The sequence below is a fragment of the Vogesella aquatica genome (assembly GCF_028548455.1).
In the GTDB taxonomy this organism is placed as follows: Bacteria; Pseudomonadota; Gammaproteobacteria; order Burkholderiales; family Chromobacteriaceae; genus Vogesella; species Vogesella aquatica.
Window position 1 is genome coordinate 55,831 of the sequence record NZ_JAQQLF010000013.1, and the last position, 16,986, is coordinate 72,816.

A 16,986-nucleotide genomic window follows, 5' to 3' on the forward strand; every position below is an offset into this window, starting at 1 on the left:
AAAACCCGCCAGATGGCGGGTTTTTTCATGCAGCCAAGGTGTGGCTGGCTTACATGGTTTCCAGCACCGCGATGCCCAGCAAGCCCAGGCCGGCTTTCAGGGTTTTGGCGGTGGCTGCGGCCAACTGCAGGCGGCTCTGGCGCACCTCGCCCTCGCTCTTCAGGATCGGGCAGGCCTCGTAGAAGCGCGAGAACAGCGTAGCCACGTTGTACAGGTAGCTGCACAAATGGTGCGGCTGGCTGCCCTCGGCCACGGTGAACACCACGTCCTCGAACTGCGTCAGCGCCACGGCCAGCTGCTTCTCGGCCGCTTCGGTAACCACGATGTTGGCCGCAGGGTTGAAGTCTTCGGCCTTGCGCAGCACGCTCTGCACGCGGGTGTAGGCGTATTGCAGGTACGGGGCAGTATTGCCCTCGAAGCTCAGCATCGCATCCCAGTCGAAGATGTAATCGGTATTACGGCTCTTGCTCAGGTCGGCGTACTTCAGCGCGCCAATGCCGACTGCCTGGGCAATATTGCGGCGCTCGGCTTCCGGCAGCTCGGCGTTCTTGCTGCTTACCAGCTGGTAGGCGCGCTCGATCGCTTCGTCCAGCAGCTCGACCAGCTTGATGTTCTCGCCGGAGCGGGTTTTCAGCGGCTTGCCATCCGGGCCCATGATGGTGCCGTGGCCGATGTGCTCGAAATCCGCCCCTTGCGGCAGCCAACCCGCCTTGCGCGCGGTGGTAAACAGCTGCTGGAAGTGCAGGCTCTGGCGCGAGTCCACCACGTACAGTGCGCGGTCCAGCTTCAGCGTGCCGATACGGAAGCGGATAGCACCCAGGTCGGTGGTGGCGTACAGGTAACCACCGCCCTGCTTTTGCACGATAAACGCTGCCGGCTCGCCTTCCTTGTTCTTGAATTCGTCCAGAAACACCACTTGCGCGCCCTGGTCTTCGGTGAGCAGGCCTTTTTCGCGCAGCTCGTTCACCAGCACCGGCAGGTCGGCGTTGTAGAAGCTCTCGCCTCGTACGTCACCGTCGTCCAGCAGCAGGCCCAGCTTCTGGTAGATGGCGTTGCAGTGGGTCAGCGACAGCTTGACGAACTGCTGCCACAGCGCCAGCACCTCGGCGTCGCCGGATTGCAGCTTCACCACGTAGTCGCGCGCCAGGTCGGCAAAGGCTTCGTCTTCGTCAAAGCGTTTTTTGGACTGTTTATAGAAGGTGTCCAGGTCTTTCAGCTCGACGGCAGCGTCGCCGGCTTTCTGGGTTTCCACCATATAGGCCACCAGCATGCCGAACTGGGTACCCCAGTCGCCCACGTGGTTCTGGCGGATCACGTCATGGCCGATAAAGCTGTTCACGCGCACCAGCGCATCACCGATGATGCCGCCGCGCAGGTGGCCGATGTGCATTTCCTTGGCCAGGTTCACCGACGAGTACTCCACCATCACGCGGCGCGCTTCGGCCTTGGCAATGCCCAGGCTGTCGTCGGCCAGTGCTTTTTCCACGCGGCCGGCGATAAAGGCCGGGTCGAGGTGGATGTTGATGAAGCCGGGGCCGGCGATTTCCACCTTGCTGGCGATGCCTTGCAAATCCAGCAGGGCGATGACCTGCTCGGCCAGCGCACGCGGGTTGGTCTTCAGCGCCTTGGCGGCACCCATCACGCCGTTGGCCTGGTAGTCGCCGAATTCCGGCTTGGAGGCAGGTTGCACAACGGCCGGGGCGCCGGGCGCGCCGGCGGCGGCCAGGGCAGCGGCAACGCGGTCGCTGATCAGTTGCTGAATGGTCATGGTGGGCCTTTATAAAATCAAAGGCCGGGCGCCAAAGCGCCCGGCTCGAATGCAATGCAGCAATTTTACGACCAAAGCGCCCTGCGGCCAACCTTTGCCGCAAGCCGCACGCACTTTATGGCAGGCGCAGCGTACCGCCCAGCGGTAACAGGCGGAACGCCTGCTCACTCACACCCAGCTGGCGCCGCGCGGCCGGCAGGTCGTCCAGCGGCGCATCGACTGCCTCGCTGGCCAGTGCAAACACGCCCCAGTGTATGCCCACCGCCTGCCGCGCCTTCACGTCGCGGAACATCTGCACCGACTGCAACGGGTCCACGTGTTGCGACGCCATGAACCAGCGCGGCAGGTAAGCGCCCACCGGCAACAGCGCCAGATCGATGGTGCCGAGGCGGCGGCCGATATCGGTAAACAGCGCCTGCTGGTAGCCGGTATCGCCCGAGTACCACACCGTCTTGCCCTGCCCTTTTACCGCCCAGCCGGCCCACAGCGTTTCGTTGGTATCGCTCAGGCTGCGCTTGCTCCAGTGCTGCGCCGGCGTGGCGGTGTACTGCAAGCCACCCAGATCGGCGCTTTGCCACCAGTCCAGCGCGTTGACACGGGTAGCGCCACGGTCGCGCAGCCAGGCATCGATGCCCAGCGGCACCACGAATTGCGGCTGGCCACCGGGCTGCGCCAGCAAGGCGTCGATGCTGTCTCGGTCCAGGTGGTCGAAATGGTTATGCGAGATCAGCACCGTGTCGATACGTGGCAGCTGCGCCAGCGTGGCCGGTACCGGCAGATAGCGACGCGGGCCCAGCCACTGCACCGGCGACACGCGCTCGGAAAAAATCGGGTCGATCAGCACATTCTGGCCGCCCAGCTGCAGCAGGCCGCTGGCGTGACCCAGCCAGGTATAGCTGGCGGTGCTGCGGTTGGTCGCCAGCCAGGCCAGGTCCGGCTGTACACGCGGGATGCGCTCCGGGCGCTGCACTACCTCGGGGCCGGTCCATTCTTCCCAGCGCCAGCGCAGGATGTCGCCCAGCCCCGGCTGGTGGAAGGGGTACAGGTTCTGGTAGCCGTCGGCGGTGTGGTGCGGCGGGCTACCCGCTGGCGGTTGGCCGCTACCGCACGCAGCCAAGGTCAAGGCGGCCAGTGCCGCGGCGATGCCATGCTTCATGCCTGCTTCCTGCGCAAAAAAATGCATTATGACAAAAGGCCGCCCTAAGAGGCGGCCTTTCGATACGACAAACGCAGTGGCGGCTTACAGCAGGCGCGCCAGCAGGGCTTTTTCCATACCGGCCATGCCCGGGATCTTCACCTTCACGCCGTTACCCGGCGCCACGCTGGTGGCCTCGCCGTTGCGGGTCATTTCGGTGAGCTCGACGGTGCGGTTGCCGCTAGGGTGGATGATTTCCACGCGGTCGCCCACGGCAAAGCGGTTTTTCACGTCGATCAGCGCCCAGCCGTCGGCGTCCACTTCCATCACGTCGCCCACGTACTGGCTCTGTTTGGCGATGGAATGGCCGGACAGGTAGTTCTGGTGCTCTTGCGTCTGGTGGCGCTCCAGGAAGCCCGGGGTATAGCCACGGTTGGCCAGGCCTTCCAGCTCGGCCAGCAGGCTGTAGTCGAACGGGCGGCCGGCCACCGCGTCGTCGATGGCGCGGCGGTAGGTCTGGGCGGTACGCGCCACGTAGTACAGGCTCTTGGTGCGGCCTTCGATCTTCAGCGAGTCCACGCCGATTTTCACCAGCTTCTCCACCTGCTCGACGGCGCGCAGGTCTTTGGAGTTCATGATGTAGGTGCCGTGCTCGTCTTCGATGATGGGCATCAGCTCGCCGGGGCGGTTGGCTTCTTCGATCAGGTAGGTCTTGTCGGCCAGCGGGTGACGCTGCTGGCTGCCGCAGGACGAGAAGCTCTGGTTGGCTTCTTCCAGCGCCTTGCCAAAGTCGAAGTCGATCTTTTGCGGCTTCACGTCACCGGCGTCGTCGCCCTGCGTGTCGTGCACCTTGTAGTCCCAGCGGCAGGCGTTGGTACAGGTGCCCTGGTTCGGGTCGCGGTGGTTGAAGTAGCCGGACAGCAGGCAGCGGCCGGAGTAGGCAATGCACAGCGCGCCGTGCACAAACACTTCCAGCTCCATGTCCGGGCATTCCTGGCGGATCTCGGCGATCTCGTCCAGGCTCAGCTCGCGCGACAGGATGATGCGCTCCACGCCCATCTTCTGCCAGAACTTCACCCCCATGTAGTTGGTGGTGTTGGCCTGTACCGACAAGTGGATGGGCACATGCGGCCAACGTTCGCGCACCATCATGATCAGGCCGGGGTCGGCCATGATCAGCGCGTCCGGCTTCATCTCGATCACCGGCTCCATATCGGCCATATAGGTCTTGATCTTGCTGTTGTGCGGCAGGATGTTGCTGGCCACAAACAGTTTCTTGCCACGGGCGTGGGCTTCTTCGATACCGATGCGCAGCTCTTCGAGCTTGAAGTCGTTATTGCGCGCACGCAGGCTATAGCGCGGCTGGCCGGCGTATACGGCGTCGGCGCCAAAGTCGTAGGCGGCGCGCATTTTGTCCAGCGTACCGGCGGGCAGGAGCAGTTCGGGTGATTTCATTGATCTTCTCGCGTTTCAGTGCAACAGGCAGGACATGGGCAGCGGCGCGCGGTCGGGCGCGACAAAGCCGCGGCGGGCGTCGTGTTCCTGCAGTTTTTGTTCGGAATAATGCTGCGCTATCAGCGCCTGGGTACCACAGAGCAGGTCGGGGTTGGCCGCAACAAAATCGTCCCAGCTGGCCTGCTGTGCGGGCGTGGCATCCAGACGGCTGTACATGATGGCCAGCAGCGCCATGGTCAGCGTGTGGTGATACTTCTCTGCCGCGCCGTGGGCCATGGCGTAGCGCGACAGCGTATGCGCGCAGCGGGCGGCGGCTTCGCGCGCCGGGTAGCGGCTGCGGTAAGCCCACGCCGCCTGCAGGTGCGCGCGATGGTTAAACTCGGCGGCAGGCAGCGCGTGGCTTTCCAGCTCGCGCAAAAATGCCTGAAAATCCATGGGTGTCTCCGGATACAAGACAAGACAAAAGGCTCCGGATAGGAGCCTTGTCTGGTTAAGGGTTTGTTGCGGCGCGATTATGCGCGTGCCCCTACCCAGCGTCAAGGTGGCAAACGATCACAATCGCGACATAAAGCCCTGTTTTTCAACACCCTTTTAGCGACGGGGTTTTTTCATCAGCGCCAATATGCCCATGAACTGGCCCGCCACGCCGGCCAGCATCAGCAAGGCCGCCAGCGCCGCCTCCCAGCCACTGCCACCGGCCGCCGCGCGCGCGGCAGACGCCAGGGTAAACAGCAGGGTGCCGGCCAGGGTCACCACCATAGCCAGGCGGCGGTTGTGCCGCAGGGTGTCAAACAGCTTGTTCATGCTTGCTCCGTGTAACGGTACGCTGCCGGGTAACGCTAAAGTCTTCCAGCATGCTCAGTTCAAATTCGGTAAAACCTGCCGCCAGCCGCGCGCTGCGATTCATCTCGCCGCGCAGCAGTGCCACCTGGTACTGGCCCAGCAGGCTGCGGAAAGTTTCCAGCGGGTCCAGCCCGCGCGCGTCGCACAGCGTGGTAAACCAGTAGTTGCCGATGCGCACGTGGCCGACTTCTTCTTGCAGGATGGTAGCCAGCACCGCCGCGCTGTCGTGGTCGCCGACAATGGCCAGGCGGCGCTGTATCGGCGGTACGGCATCCAGGCCGCGCGCCTCCATCACCCTTGGTACCAGCGCCATGCGCGTCAGCACATCGTGGCCGGTTTGTACCGCCATGTCCCACAAGGTGTTGTGCGCGGGGAAATCGCCATAGGCGTAACCCAGTGCGGCCAACCTTTGCTGCAACAGCAAAAAATGCTGCGCCTCCTCTGCCGCCACGCGCAGCCAGTCATCTACAAAGGCATCCGGCATAGCGCGGAAGCGCCACGCCGCGTCCAGCGCCAGGTTGATGGCATTAAATTCGATATGCGCGATAGCGTGCAGCAGCGCTGCCCGCCCCTCGGCGCTACCCAGCCCCCGCCGGGGCACATCGGTTGCTGCCACCAGCAACGGGCGCGCCGGCCGGCCCGGCGCCGGCACCGGGTACAGCGCGCCACCGGCGCGTGCATAGCCGCCCGCCAGCCATTGGCGGTACAAGGCTTGCGCCTGTGCGGGCTTGGCCACGATGCAGTCGCACATCAGTGCCGCCTCGATTGCCGGGTAAAGGGAAAGGGGGTCGCTCATGGGGCGGCATTGTACCTGCCACCGGGGCCGCCACAAAGCTGACAAAAGTCAGTGGCCTGGCCGCACGCCTTGTGCATAATGAAAGCCTGACCACACAAGGAGCGCGCCATGCTGTTCAATTCCAGCCTGCTGGGCGAAGTAGAAGTCGACGAAAACACCATCATTACTTTTGAGCACGGCCTGCCAGCCTTTGAAAACTGCACCCGTTTCAAGCTGTTTCACGATGCGGACCGCAACAACCCGCGTGTGTACTGGCTGCAATCACTGGACAGCCCGGACGTACTGTTTAGCGTCACCGACCCTAGCCGCCTGGGCATACGCTACGAAGTGCTGCTGTCCGACGAGGAAATCGCCACCCTGGCACTGGCACGCCCGGAAGACGCCATGGTGCTGCTGATCGTTTACCGCGAGCTGGACAGCGAGGAAACCAACCCCTTGCTAGCCCAACTGCGCGCCAATGTACGCAGCCCGTTGATCATCAACCTGGCCACCCTGCGCGGCATGCAAAAGCCCAATCTGGAATGCGATATCGTATTCCGCAACACCTGAAGCCCCGCGATCACACAACAATGGCGCGCCCCTGTGGCGCGCTTTTGCTGGCATGCCTTAGCCGCCCAGGGCTGCAGTAAACATAAACCCCTACCAGGCAAAGTGTTGCCTTTCACCGCCTGCACAGCTATCTTCCAAGCGCCCTACCCTGTAAAAACCCAAGCGTGCTACCCGCACGATGAGGAGCATAAACGCGTGAGCCAAGACAGCACCCAGCACAACGCCCAGACTTACGTAGCGGTATCCGCGCGTATCCGCGAGCGCATACGCGGCGCAAAACGCCGTTTTCACGCCAATGACAATATTGCCGAGTTCATCCAGCCCGGCGAAATGGACGAGCTGCTGGACGAAGTGCAGTCCCGCATGAAAGACGTGCTGGACAGCCTGGTCATCGACACCGACAGCGACCACAACACGCACGACACCGCGCGCCGTGTGGCCAAGATGTATCTGAACGAGGTGTTCAAAGGCCGCTATGTCAGCCAGCCGCCTGTTACCGAATTCCCCAATGCCGAGCGCCTGAACGAGCTGATGATCGTCGGCCCCATCACTGTGCGCAGCGCCTGCTCGCACCACTTCTGCCCCATCATGGGCCGGGTGTGGATCGGCGTGATGCCGAACGAGCACAGCAACCTGATCGGCCTGTCCAAGTACGCCCGCCTGGCCGAATGGATCATGAGCCGCCCGCAAATCCAGGAAGAAGCCGTGATCCAGCTGGCCAAGCTGCTGATGGACAAAATGAATCCGGACGGCCTGGCCATCGTGATGGAAGCCGACCATTTCTGCATGCACTGGCGCGGCGTCAAGGACATGGACTCCAAGATGATCAATAGTGTGATGCGTGGCGTATTCCTGACCAACCCCGACCTGCGCCGCGAGTTCCTGTCCCTGCTGCCCAACAAGAAAGCTTGAGGAAAACCATGCTTGTCCGCCTGCTCTACGCCAGCCGCAGCAGCCAGCCGCACACTACGGCGCTGCTGGAAACCATCCTGGCCCAGTCCCATGCCCACAACCCGGCCCGCGGTATTACCGGCATCCTGTGCTACAGCGGCGATATCTTCATGCAGGTGCTGGAAGGCAGCCGCGCCGAAGTCAGCGCGTTGTACAACAGCATCGCCAAAGACCCGCGCCACCACGATGTAGAGCTGCTGCTACTGGAAGAAATCAGCCAGCGCCGCTTTGCCAGCTGGACCATGGGCCAGGTCAACCTGGCCAAGGCCAACCCCAGCCTGCTGCTGCGCCACTCGGAAAAACCGGAGCTGAACCCGTTTGCACTGGGCGGTGCCAGCTCGCTGGCCCTGCTGGAAGAGCTGATTGCCACCGCCGCCATTGTTGGCCGCCAGCACTAACCATACAGCACCCTCATGCACGCCCGGCCAGCCCTGCTGACCGGGCGTTTTACATCGGCAACCGTCGCACAGGGCTGGCGGGCAGGCAAGAAAAAGCCCGCCCCCAGAGGGGCGGGCGCGGCAAACGGGCCAAGCAATCTAAAGAGGCAACAAATTCCGAGAAACAGACCGTAGTGTAGCCGGCCAAGCTGTCAATTCGCTTTCAGCGCTGCCCGCCGTAGCCGCATCAGCCTGTTACCACCACATTGCGCCCGGCGTGCTTGGCCTGGTACAGCGCCGCATCCACGCGGCTCACCAGGCTGTGCAGGCTTTCGCCGGGCAGGTGCTGTACCACGCCCTGGCTGATGGTAATGCTTGGCAAATCATCGTGCGTCATGGCCGCTACCGTCTGGCGCAGGGTGTCGGCCAGCTGCAGGGCACTGTCCTGCCGGCTGGATGGCAGCAGCAACAGAAACTCCTCCCCGCCCCAGCGGCACAGCGTATCGCTCTCGCGCAAGCGCGAAGCCAGCGTATGCGCCAAAGCCACCAGCATGCGGTCGCCGGCCTGATGTCCATAGCTGTCGTTCACCAGCTTGAAGTGGTCTACATCCAGCAAAATCAGGCAAAAGGCAGTGTCTTGCACCCGCTTGCCCACCAGCGCCTGCTCCAGCTGCGTCATCATGTGCCGCCGGTTCCACAAACCGGTCAGCGGGTCGCGTAGCGCAGCCTGCTCCAGTTCGCGCTTGAGCTGCTCTTGCTCGGTAATGTCGTGCACCACGCACAGCATCAGGCGGCGGCCATCCAGCACCACCGGGCCGGCATAGGTTTGCACATTGCGCAGGCTGCCGTCAGCCAGGCGATGCACAAAGCTAAGCGGCCTGTGGCCGCCTGGCAGGCTGGCCACGGCTTGCATTACCGGCAGTATGCTACGCCCCGCCTCGTTGATTTCCCAGGTGTGCTTGCCGGCAAACACCTCGCGCGGGTAGCCGTAAAATCGTGTTGCCGCTTCGTTGGCATCCAGGATACGGCCATCGGCTTCCGGGTCGATCAGCAACATGGGGGCAGAATTGGTGCGGAAGAGCACCTCGTAAAAGCCACGCACCTCGTTATCCCGCCCCGGGCTGGACAGGCACTGCCCGGCGGGTGGCCAGCCGTGCAGCATGGCATCGCCAGACGCCAGCGCCTCTACCAGAATGGCCCCGGCGTGTTCGCCCATGCTTAACCGGGTAAGCCGGCACGGCAAAGACACCGCCTGGCCATGGCGCTGGAACGTCCAGATTTCCACCACCTGCTCGCGCGCCAGCACTGCTGGCGTATAGTCGGCCAACTTTGCCTGCGGCCTCGCAGACAGGCTACCGTGGCGCAATTCGCTAACACCAGCTCCCCCGGCCAGCACGGTGGCCACCTGATTGGCGAAAAGCGCCTCTTCGGTTTGCGGCGACACAATCCACACCGGGGTACTCAGTGCATTCAATGCTTCATAGACAGGCATGATTCCCGGTGGCATCCATTCACATATCGTTGTTTGATACTAGCGGCGTACCGGACTGGTTTCAATAAAAGAAACCGCCATATGTCGCGTTGCACCAAGAACAGCTTGTCCCGGAAAACAGCGCTAGCCCGCCGCCGGCTTGCGGCCACGGCGCGGCTTGGGTGCTACCTCGTGGGCGCGGTACCAGGCTTCCAGTGCCTCTTCGGCGTGCAGGATGTGCTGGCGCAAGAAAGCCGCGGCACTGATAGCGTCCTTCTGCTTGCATAGTGCCAGCAGCTGGCTGTGTTCGTGGTGGGCACGGTCACTAAAACCGGTGAGCAGGATCTGCATGCGGGTGTAGCGGTCGGTACGGTTGTGCAGCTGCTCGATAATGGCCTGCGTCTGGCCACGCCCGGCGGCGCGGTACAGTGCCAGGTGAAACTGCGCGTTGAGTATGCCCCAGGCGCCGATATCCTTATTGCGTAGCGCCACCTCGAACTGCCCCAGCAGCGCCTCGGCCTCGGCAATGTCGGCGCTGGTCTGGCGCGGTATCGCCTCCAGCAGCACATCGCACTCCAGCAGCACGCGTACGCGCAGCAGCTCCACGATTTCTGGCAACGACAGCTGCGTCACCACCGCACCACGGTTTTCGTTGATGGTAACCAGCCCTTCGGCCTCCAGCTGGCGCAGCGCCTCGCGGATCGGCACCCGGCTCATGCCCAGCTGGCGCGACAGCGCCTCTTGCCGCAGCTGGCCGCCATCGGCCCATTCCCCCGCCAGAATGCGCTGGCGAATGGCCTCGGCGGCCACCTGCACCAGGCTCTGGCTACCCGTTTCCTGCTGTGTACTCATGAAGCATCACCCGTTGAAGATGGCCAACCCTAACACAGCGGCAAAAAAAACGCCCCCATGCGGGGGCGGCAAGCTGCACAAGGCAGAGCAAACCCTGTTGCCGGCAGCGCCGCGCGCGGCAGCAGCACCGGCCAGGCACACTTCACAGGGGCAAAGCGTGCCTACAGGCCGAGATAAGCGGTTTTTACCGTGGTGTAGAACTCCACCGCGTGGCGGCCCTGCTCGCGCGGGCCCAGGCTGGAGCCTTTGCGGCCGCCGAAAGGCACGTGGTAATCCACGCCGGCGGTGGGCAGGTTCACCATCACCATGCCGGCCTCGGCGTGGCGGCGAAAATGGGTGGCCAGCGCCAGCGACTGGGTGCAGATGCCGGCAGCCAGGCCGTACGGCGTGTCGTTGGCCAGTGCCAGCGCATGCTCGTAACCATCGGCGCGCAATACCGCCGCCACCGGGCCAAAGATTTCTTCGCGGCTGATGGCCATCTGCGCCGTGCAGCCGGCAAACAGCGCCGGCTGCTGGTAGTAGCCGGGCGTGGCCAGCTGCAAGGCATCGCCGCCGCACAGCAAGCTGGCGCCTTCAGCCTGCCCCTGCGCCACGTAGCGCAGGTTGGCCGCCAGCTGCACCTCGCTGGCTACCGGGCCGATCTGGGTATCCGGTGCCAGCGCGTGCCCCACCCGCAACGCCGCCGTGCGTTCGGCCAACCGCGCCACAAAGGCATCGTAAATACCGGCGCACACGATCAACCGGCTGCTGGCGGTGCAGCGCTGGCCGGTAGAATAAAACGCGCCGTTGATCGCGCACTCCACCGCCTGCTCTAGCCTGGCGTCGTCGGCCACCAGCAGCGGGTTTTTGCCGCCCATTTCCAGCTGTAGCTTGATGCCGCGTGCGGCGCAGTCGGCAGCCAGCGCCTGGCCGGTAGCCTGCGAGCCGGTAAAGCTCAGCGCATCGATACCGGCCTCCAGCATGGCCGGGCCCAGCACGCGGCCGCTACCCAGCACCAGGTTGAACACGCCGTCCGGCAGGCCGGCGCGCTGCAAGATATCCGCTAGTGCCCAACTGCTGGCCGGCACCAGCTCGGCCGGCTTCAGCACCACGGTATTGCCGAAAGCCAACGCCGGCGCGGCCTTCCAGGCGGGGATGGCGATGGGGAAATTCCACGGCGTAATCAGCCCCACCACGCCCACCGGCTCGCGGCTAATCGCCACCTCCACGCCGGGGCGCACCGAGTCCAGCCACTCGCCGTGGCCGCGCAGCGCCTCGCCGGCAAAGAATTTGAAAATCTGGCCTGCGCGGGCTACCTCGCCCACCGCTTCGGCCAGGGTCTTGCCTTCTTCGCGCGCCAGCAGCGTGCCCAGCTCCTGCTTGCGCGCCAGGATTTCGCTACCGGCCGCGTCCAGAATATCGGCGCGCTGCTGCACCGTGGTGGCGCGCCAGCCCGGCAGCGCCGCGCGCGCGGCGGCTACCGCGTCGCGCATGTCGCCGGCGCTGGCCGTGGCAAACTCGCCCACCACGTCGTGCAGGTCGGAAGGGTTACGGTTGACGATGGCGTGGCCGCTGCCGCGCCATTGCCCGTCTATCAGGTTGCAGAACATTGCTTGGCTCCCTGGGGCGGCACCGCCGCCCGAGATGGGTGACAAACCCGGCCTGGCAAGCAGACAAGGTCGCCTTTCAAAAATCACTTTTTACTCTGCTGCTGACGCAGCAATCAGCGCTTTACCCGCCGCCGCCAAGCCATGCGGCCAACAACAGGCAAAACTTGCGGCCAACCCGGCCAGGCAAGGTTGGCCGCAGACGCTTACAGCGTGGGTAGCGCCGGGCGGCTGGCGATGCCGGCCGCGATGATGGCCTGCACCCGCTCGCGCTCGGCACCGGCCAGCGGCAGACGCGGCGCGCGCACGTGCTCGCTGCCCACCCCCACCATGGCCTCGGCCAGCTTCAGGTTCTGTACCAGCTTCATCGATACATCCAGGTGCAGCAGCGGCGCGAACCAGCGGTAGATGGCGCGGGCCTCTTCCACGCGGCCGGCGCGCGCCAGCTTGTAGATGGCCACCGTTTCTTTCGGGAACGCCACCACCAGGCCGGCTACCCAGCCGTCGGCGCCCATCAGCAGGCTTTCCAGCGCCAGGTCGTCCACGCCGCTGAAGATGGCAAAGCGGCTTCCCACCGCGTTGATCACATTGGTCAGCGTGCGGATGTCGCCGCTGGATTCCTTGATGGCCACGAACTTCGGCTCGGCCGCCATCTGCGCGTACATCTCGGGGGTGATATTGACGCCGTAAGCCACCGGGTTGTTGTAGATCATGATCGGCAGCGGGCTGGCGTCGGCCACGCGCTGGTAGTGGTTCAGCGTTTCGCGCGCGTCGGACACGTAGCGCATGGCCGGCAGCAGCATGATGCCGTCGGCACCGGCGGCGTGCGCGGCCTGCGCCAGCGCGGCGGCGGCGCGGGTGCTGTCTTCGGCCACGGTCAGCAGTACCGGCTTGTTGCCGGCCACTTCCTTGGCCGCTTTCAGGATGCTGATCTTTTCGTCGGCGGTGAGGGTGGACGCTTCGCCCAGCGAGCCGCAGACGATGATGCCGTCGGCGCCGCAATCCAGCTGCCACTGGATGTGGCTGACAGTAGCAGCCAGGTCCAGGCTTTCGTCGGCGTGGAATTTGGTGGTAACGGCGGGAAAAACGCCAGTCCAGAGGTGTGCCATCAGGGTGCTCCTTGCAGGGTGTGGGTGCAGCGCAGTGGCTGCGGGTCCATTTCATGCTAGAGAGTTTTGCATCCAGAAAACAAGTAGTTTTGGATACAAAAACGCGTTTATTTGCCATCGTCAAATTGCCGCAATGCAGCAGTGACTTTTTACAACAACACCATAAATACCTGTTTTTATTTGTATTATTAACAGAAAACCATTCTGCAAAGCAGCTGCGCACGCTGTAGTATTTCAACAAATATTGCATCCATTATTGTATTCAAAACCGCCACTGCATACAGTGAAACCACCGCAAGCAAAGGAGCATGGCAATGGCAGTGACGGAGTTTGAATGCATAGACGGCCACACCTGTGGCAACCCGGTACGGCTGGTCACCAAGGGCGCACCGGCACTGGCAGGCAACACCCAGGCCGAGCGGCGGCAGGACTTTCTGGCCCGCTTCGACTGGATGCGCACCGGGCTGATGTTCGAACCGCGCGGCCACGCCCAGATGTCCGGCGCCTTCCTGTACCCACCCACCCGCGACGACTGTGACGTGGCGGTGCTGTACATCGAAACCAGCGGCTGCCTGCCCATGTGCGGCCACGGCACCATCGGCGTGGTGACCATGGCCATCGAGCACCAGCTGGTAACGCCGCGCACGCCGGGCGTGCTGAACCTGGACACGCCAGCAGGCAAGGTGGTGGCCGAATACACGCAAGTTGGCCGCAAGGTGCAGTCGGTCAAGCTGACCAACGTGCCGTCCTTCCTGCTGCTACGCGATGTCGAGGTAGACATCGCCGCGCTGGGCCGGCTAAAAGTGGACATCGCCTACGGCGGCAACTTCTACCCCATCGTGGAAGCGCAGCAAAACTACCGCGACATGGCCGATTACACCCCCGGCCAGCTGGTAGCGATGGGTAACGAGCTGCGCGACTACATCAATGCCCACTACGACATCGTGCACCCGCTGGATGCCACTATTCGCGGTGTGCGCCACGTACAGTGGACCGGCGCCCCGAAGCAGCCCGGCTCGCACGCGGCCAACGCGGTGCTGTACGGTGCCGCCGCGCTGGACCGCTCGCCGTGCGGCACCGGCACCTCGGCACGGCTGGCGCAGCGCTTTGGCCGCGGCCTGATGCAGCCGGGCGACGTGCTGGTACACGAAAGCCTGATCGGCAGCCAATTCACCGGCACCATCGAGGCTGTTACCGAGGTAGCCGGCATCCCGGCTATCATCCCCGGCATTGCCGGCTGGGCCATCACCACCGGCTACAACCGCATCCTGCTGGACGACGCCGACCCGTACGTGCACGGCTTTGTGGTGGGCTGAACATGACCACGCCCGCCCAACACATCCTCGTGGCCGGCGCCGGCATTGTCGGCATCGCCACCGCACTGCAACTGCAACGCGCCGGCCACCGCGTCACCCTGCTGGACCGTGGCGAACCAGCGCGCGAAACCAGCTACGGCAACGCCGGCGCGCTGGCAGTGAGCGACGTCATCCCGCTGGCCGAGCCTGGCGTGCTGCGCAAGGTGCCCGGCTGGATGCTGGACCCGCTGGGGCCGCTGGCGGTGCGCTGGCGCTACCTGCCCACGCTGGCACCGTGGCTGGCGCGCTTTGTGGCCGCCAGCCGCCCGCAGCGCGTGGCCGAGCTCACCCGCGCACTGGCGGCGCTGCTGAACCGCGTCAACGACGATTACACCCCACTGATCGCCCACGCCGGCCTGCAACACCTGTGGCGCCGCCACGGCAACCTGACGCTGTACCGCAGCGAGGCCGAGTTCCGCGCCGCCCTGCCCGCCTGGCAAGCCAAAGCCGCGCACGGCGTAGCGTGGCAAGCCCTGGACCGCGCCGCGCTGTTGGCCGCATCGCCCGGCATCGCAGATGAATGGCAGTACGCGGTGCACGTGCCGGCGTGGTCGCACGTGGACGACCCGTATACCTTCAGCCGCGGCTTGTTCGATGCCTTCATGCGTGATGGCGGCCGCTTTGTGCAAGACGAGGTGCTGCAAGTACGCCACAGCGGCGGGCAATGCCAGGGCGTGGACACCGCCCACCACGGCACGCTGGATGCCGACGCGGTGGTGATTGCCTGCGGCGTATGGAGCGACCGCTTCGCACGCCAGGGCCGCTACCGGCTGCCGCTGGAAAGCGAGCGCGGCTACCACGTCACGCTACCCAATGCCGGCGTGGCCCTGCAGCACTTCATCCAGTGCGCCAGCGAAAGCTTTGTGATCCTGCCCATGGCCAATGGCGGCCTGCGCCTGGCCGGCACGGTAGAGCTAGCCCACCGCGACGCCGCGCCGGACTGGCGACGCGCGCACATCCTGCTGGACAAGGCGCGGCGCATCGTCGGCGACTTCAGCACCGAGGGCATGAGCGTATGGATGGGCAACCGGCCATCGGTGCCCGACACCGTGCCGGTGATCGGCCCGGCGCCGGACGTAGCCGGGCTGTACTTTGCCACCGGCCACGGCCACCTGGGCCTGACGCTGGCCGCCACCACCGGCGCCCTGCTGGCGGCGCAGATTGGCGGCCAAGCTTGTGGCATCGACATGGCGCCGTACCGGCTGAACCGTTTCTGAGCACGCGCACCGCATTGGTCGATCATTGACAATCGTTTGTATGCAATTGGTGCAAGCCGCAAGCAAAGCAGCCCGCACACCAGACAGGCAAGTGGCTGTTTTTAATTTGCTTTATAGAAATAACCGGCAAGCCGGCCAGCAGGCACGCCACGTGCAATGCCACCGCCGTCTTACCGGCAATACCCGCCCGGCAGCCGCCGGGCAAATCGGCCGCGCTGCGGCCAACCTGGACCTAGCAACGAGAAATGGAGTGAACACATGAAGCAGCAACAACTGGCGGTATGGGTAGCCGGCGCAGTCCTGGCCATGTCTTCTCCGGCATTTGCCGACACCGTGGTGAAAATCGGCTTTGCCTCGCCGATGTCCGGCCCGCAGGCGCATTACGGCAAAGACAACGAAAACGCCACCCGCATGGCCATCGACGACCTGAACGCCAAGCCGATCACCGTGGCCGGCCAGAAGGTGAAATTCGAGCTGGTATCGGAAGACGACCAGGCCGACCCGCGCGTGGGCACCCAGGTGGCGCAGCGGCTGGTAGACGCTGGCGTCAAAGCCGTCATCGGCCACTTCAACTCCGGCGTATCCATCCCCGCCTCGCGCATTTACTCGGACGCCGGCATCCCGCAGCTGTCGGTGTCTACCAACCCGGCCTACACCACCAGCGGCTACAAGACCACCTTCCGCCTGGTAGGCAGCGACAGCCAGATCGGCGGCTCGCTGGGGCGCTACGCGGTGATGCAGCTCAAAGCGCAGCGCATTGCCGTCATCGACGACCGCACCGCCTACGGCCAGGGCATTGCCGACGAGTTTGTGAAAGCGCTGGCCGGCATGGGCAAAAAGCCGTTCAAGCGTGAATACACCAACGACAAGGCCACCGACTTCACCGCCATCCTCACCGCACTGAAAGCGCAGAACCCGGACGTGATCTTCTACGGCGGCGCCGACGCGCAAGCGGCGCCCATGACGCGCCAGATGAAGCGCCTGGGCATCAATGCGCGGCTGATGGGCGGCGACATGCTGAACACGCCCACCTTCATCCAGCTGGCCGGCGCGGATGCCGTGGGCCACTACTCGGCGGTAGCCGGTGGCGAACTGGGCAGCCGCCCGGCGGGCAAGGACTTCGAAAGCCGCTACAAAGCGCGCTTCAAGCAGGACGTGGTGCTGCTGGGGCCGCAGTTCTACGACGGGGTGATGATCGTGGCCGACGCGATGAAACGCGCCAACAGCACCGAGCCGGCCAAGTTCCTGCCACTGATCGCCAAGACCGCTTTCAAAGGCGTCACTGCCGACTTCAGCTTTGACGCCGCCGGCAACCTGAAAAACGCGCCGGTGACCATCTCGCAAGTGGAAGGCAACGACTGGAAAGTGAAGTCGGTAGTGCAGTAAACGCCCGCCGCCCCGCTGCGGCCAACCCTGCCTCTGCGCAAAGGTTGGCCGCAGTGCAAAGTAGCAAGGCCCCGCCATTGGCGGGGCCTTGCTGTTGACGAAGCTGCCACCTGCGGCGGACAGGCAGCAGCGATAC

Annotated in this window: 16 protein-coding genes; 6 read left to right on the forward strand and 10 right to left on the reverse strand. The window is 64.3% G+C overall.

All coding sequences use genetic code 11. From position 1 onward, the window contains the following. Positions 1-49 precede the first annotated feature (49 nt). The 6 genes from argS to PQU95_RS11480 form a co-directional block, all read right to left on the reverse strand. Entirely contained in the window at positions 50-1,768 is a 1,719-nt protein-coding gene (gene argS / locus PQU95_RS11455) for an arginine--tRNA ligase (protein ID WP_272752136.1), read from the reverse strand. Between the two features lie 115 nt (positions 1,769-1,883). Further along, a complete protein-coding gene (locus PQU95_RS11460) occupies positions 1,884-2,924 on the reverse strand; it encodes an MBL fold metallo-hydrolase (RefSeq protein WP_272752137.1) in 1,041 nt (346 codons plus the stop codon). Between the two features lie 84 nt (positions 2,925-3,008). After that, positions 3,009-4,358: a prephenate-dependent tRNA uridine(34) hydroxylase TrhP gene (gene trhP, locus PQU95_RS11465; RefSeq protein WP_147684948.1), complete on the reverse strand. Its 1,350-nt coding sequence runs from the start codon at positions 4,356-4,358 to the stop codon at positions 3,009-3,011. Between the two features lie 15 nt (positions 4,359-4,373). Then, positions 4,374-4,793 (reverse strand): hypothetical protein, encoded by a 420-nt coding sequence (locus tag PQU95_RS11470; RefSeq protein WP_272752139.1) that lies wholly within the window; start codon positions 4,791-4,793, stop codon positions 4,374-4,376. Positions 4,794-4,949: 156 nt separating this feature from the next. After that, positions 4,950-5,162: a hypothetical protein gene (locus tag PQU95_RS11475; RefSeq protein ID WP_272752140.1), complete on the reverse strand. Its 213-nt coding sequence runs from the start codon at positions 5,160-5,162 to the stop codon at positions 4,950-4,952. After that, entirely contained in the window at positions 5,146-5,997 is an 852-nt protein-coding gene (locus PQU95_RS11480) for a ferritin-like domain-containing protein (protein WP_272752141.1), read from the reverse strand. The genes PQU95_RS11475 and PQU95_RS11480 overlap by 17 nt, the downstream gene beginning before the upstream one ends. A gap of 108 nt (positions 5,998-6,105) precedes the next feature. Here PQU95_RS11480 and fliW point away from each other — a divergent pair, with 108 nt between their 5' ends. The 3 genes from fliW (at position 6,106) to PQU95_RS11495 (ending at position 7,895) form a co-directional block, all read left to right on the forward strand. Further along, positions 6,106-6,546, forward strand: a complete 441-nt coding sequence (fliW, locus tag PQU95_RS11485; protein ID WP_272752142.1) for a flagellar assembly protein FliW — start codon at positions 6,106-6,108, stop codon at positions 6,544-6,546. Positions 6,547-6,741: 195 nt separating this feature from the next. Continuing rightward, positions 6,742-7,458: a GTP cyclohydrolase I gene (gene folE / locus PQU95_RS11490; protein WP_272752143.1), complete on the forward strand. Its 717-nt coding sequence runs from the start codon at positions 6,742-6,744 to the stop codon at positions 7,456-7,458. An 8-nt stretch (positions 7,459-7,466) separates the two neighbouring features. Further along, a complete protein-coding gene (locus PQU95_RS11495; RefSeq protein ID WP_272752144.1) occupies positions 7,467-7,895 on the forward strand; it encodes a BLUF domain-containing protein in 429 nt (142 codons plus the stop codon). Positions 7,896-8,121: 226 nt separating this feature from the next. Here PQU95_RS11495 and PQU95_RS11500 read toward each other — a convergent pair whose 3' ends face one another. From PQU95_RS11500 to PQU95_RS11515, 4 genes are all read right to left on the reverse strand, one after another. After that, positions 8,122-9,366, reverse strand: coding sequence for a GGDEF domain-containing protein (locus PQU95_RS11500; RefSeq protein ID WP_272752145.1), 1,245 nt, complete (start codon positions 9,364-9,366; stop codon positions 8,122-8,124). Positions 9,367-9,489: 123 nt separating this feature from the next. Continuing rightward, positions 9,490-10,197 (reverse strand): GntR family transcriptional regulator, encoded by a 708-nt coding sequence (locus PQU95_RS11505; protein WP_272752146.1) that lies wholly within the window; start codon positions 10,195-10,197, stop codon positions 9,490-9,492. A 161-nt stretch (positions 10,198-10,358) separates the two neighbouring features. Further along, positions 10,359-11,786: an aldehyde dehydrogenase family protein gene (locus PQU95_RS11510; protein WP_272752147.1), complete on the reverse strand. Its 1,428-nt coding sequence runs from the start codon at positions 11,784-11,786 to the stop codon at positions 10,359-10,361. Between the two features lie 203 nt (positions 11,787-11,989). After that, positions 11,990-12,892 carry a dihydrodipicolinate synthase family protein gene (locus tag PQU95_RS11515; protein ID WP_272752148.1) on the reverse strand — a complete coding sequence of 301 codons (903 nt, stop codon included), beginning with the start codon at positions 12,890-12,892 and terminating at the stop codon, positions 11,990-11,992. Positions 12,893-13,206: 314 nt separating this feature from the next. Between PQU95_RS11515 and PQU95_RS11520 the strand changes: the two genes are divergently transcribed. The 3 genes from PQU95_RS11520 (at position 13,207) to PQU95_RS11530 (ending at position 16,850) form a co-directional block, all read left to right on the forward strand. Continuing rightward, the gene (locus PQU95_RS11520; RefSeq protein ID WP_272752149.1) at positions 13,207-14,208 is read left to right on the forward strand and encodes a 4-hydroxyproline epimerase; all 1,002 of its coding nucleotides are present in this window, start codon (positions 13,207-13,209) and stop codon (positions 14,206-14,208) included. A gap of 2 nt (positions 14,209-14,210) precedes the next feature. Further along, on the forward strand, positions 14,211-15,464 hold the full coding sequence (locus PQU95_RS11525) for an FAD-dependent oxidoreductase (RefSeq protein WP_272752150.1): 1,254 nt from the start codon (positions 14,211-14,213) through the stop codon (positions 15,462-15,464). A gap of 258 nt (positions 15,465-15,722) precedes the next feature. Next, positions 15,723-16,850: a branched-chain amino acid ABC transporter substrate-binding protein gene (locus tag PQU95_RS11530; RefSeq protein WP_272752151.1), complete on the forward strand. Its 1,128-nt coding sequence runs from the start codon at positions 15,723-15,725 to the stop codon at positions 16,848-16,850. Positions 16,851-16,986 lie beyond the last annotated feature (136 nt).

Coding starts and splice junctions, on each gene's coding strand:
- argS (WP_272752136.1), bottom strand. CDS start 1,768: ATGACCATTCAGCAACTGATCAGCGACCGCGTTGCCGCTGCCCTGGCC.
- PQU95_RS11460 (WP_272752137.1), bottom strand. CDS start 2,924: ATGAAGCATGGCATCGCCGCGGCACTGGCCGCCTTGACCTTGGCTGCG.
- trhP (WP_147684948.1), bottom strand. CDS start 4,358: ATGAAATCACCCGAACTGCTCCTGCCCGCCGGTACGCTGGACAAAATG.
- PQU95_RS11470 (WP_272752139.1), bottom strand. CDS start 4,793: ATGGATTTTCAGGCATTTTTGCGCGAGCTGGAAAGCCACGCGCTGCCT.
- PQU95_RS11475 (WP_272752140.1), bottom strand. CDS start 5,162: ATGAACAAGCTGTTTGACACCCTGCGGCACAACCGCCGCCTGGCTATG.
- PQU95_RS11480 (WP_272752141.1), bottom strand. CDS start 5,997: ATGAGCGACCCCCTTTCCCTTTACCCGGCAATCGAGGCGGCACTGATG.
- fliW (WP_272752142.1), top strand. CDS start 6,106: ATGCTGTTCAATTCCAGCCTGCTGGGCGAAGTAGAAGTCGACGAAAAC.
- PQU95_RS11495 (WP_272752144.1), top strand. CDS start 7,467: ATGCTTGTCCGCCTGCTCTACGCCAGCCGCAGCAGCCAGCCGCACACT.
- PQU95_RS11500 (WP_272752145.1), bottom strand. CDS start 9,366: ATGCCTGTCTATGAAGCATTGAATGCACTGAGTACCCCGGTGTGGATT.
- PQU95_RS11505 (WP_272752146.1), bottom strand. CDS start 10,197: ATGAGTACACAGCAGGAAACGGGTAGCCAGAGCCTGGTGCAGGTGGCC.
- PQU95_RS11510 (WP_272752147.1), bottom strand. CDS start 11,786: ATGTTCTGCAACCTGATAGACGGGCAATGGCGCGGCAGCGGCCACGCC.
- PQU95_RS11515 (WP_272752148.1), bottom strand. CDS start 12,892: ATGGCACACCTCTGGACTGGCGTTTTTCCCGCCGTTACCACCAAATTC.
- PQU95_RS11520 (WP_272752149.1), top strand. CDS start 13,207: ATGGCAGTGACGGAGTTTGAATGCATAGACGGCCACACCTGTGGCAAC.
- PQU95_RS11525 (WP_272752150.1), top strand. CDS start 14,211: ATGACCACGCCCGCCCAACACATCCTCGTGGCCGGCGCCGGCATTGTC.
- PQU95_RS11530 (WP_272752151.1), top strand. CDS start 15,723: ATGAAGCAGCAACAACTGGCGGTATGGGTAGCCGGCGCAGTCCTGGCC.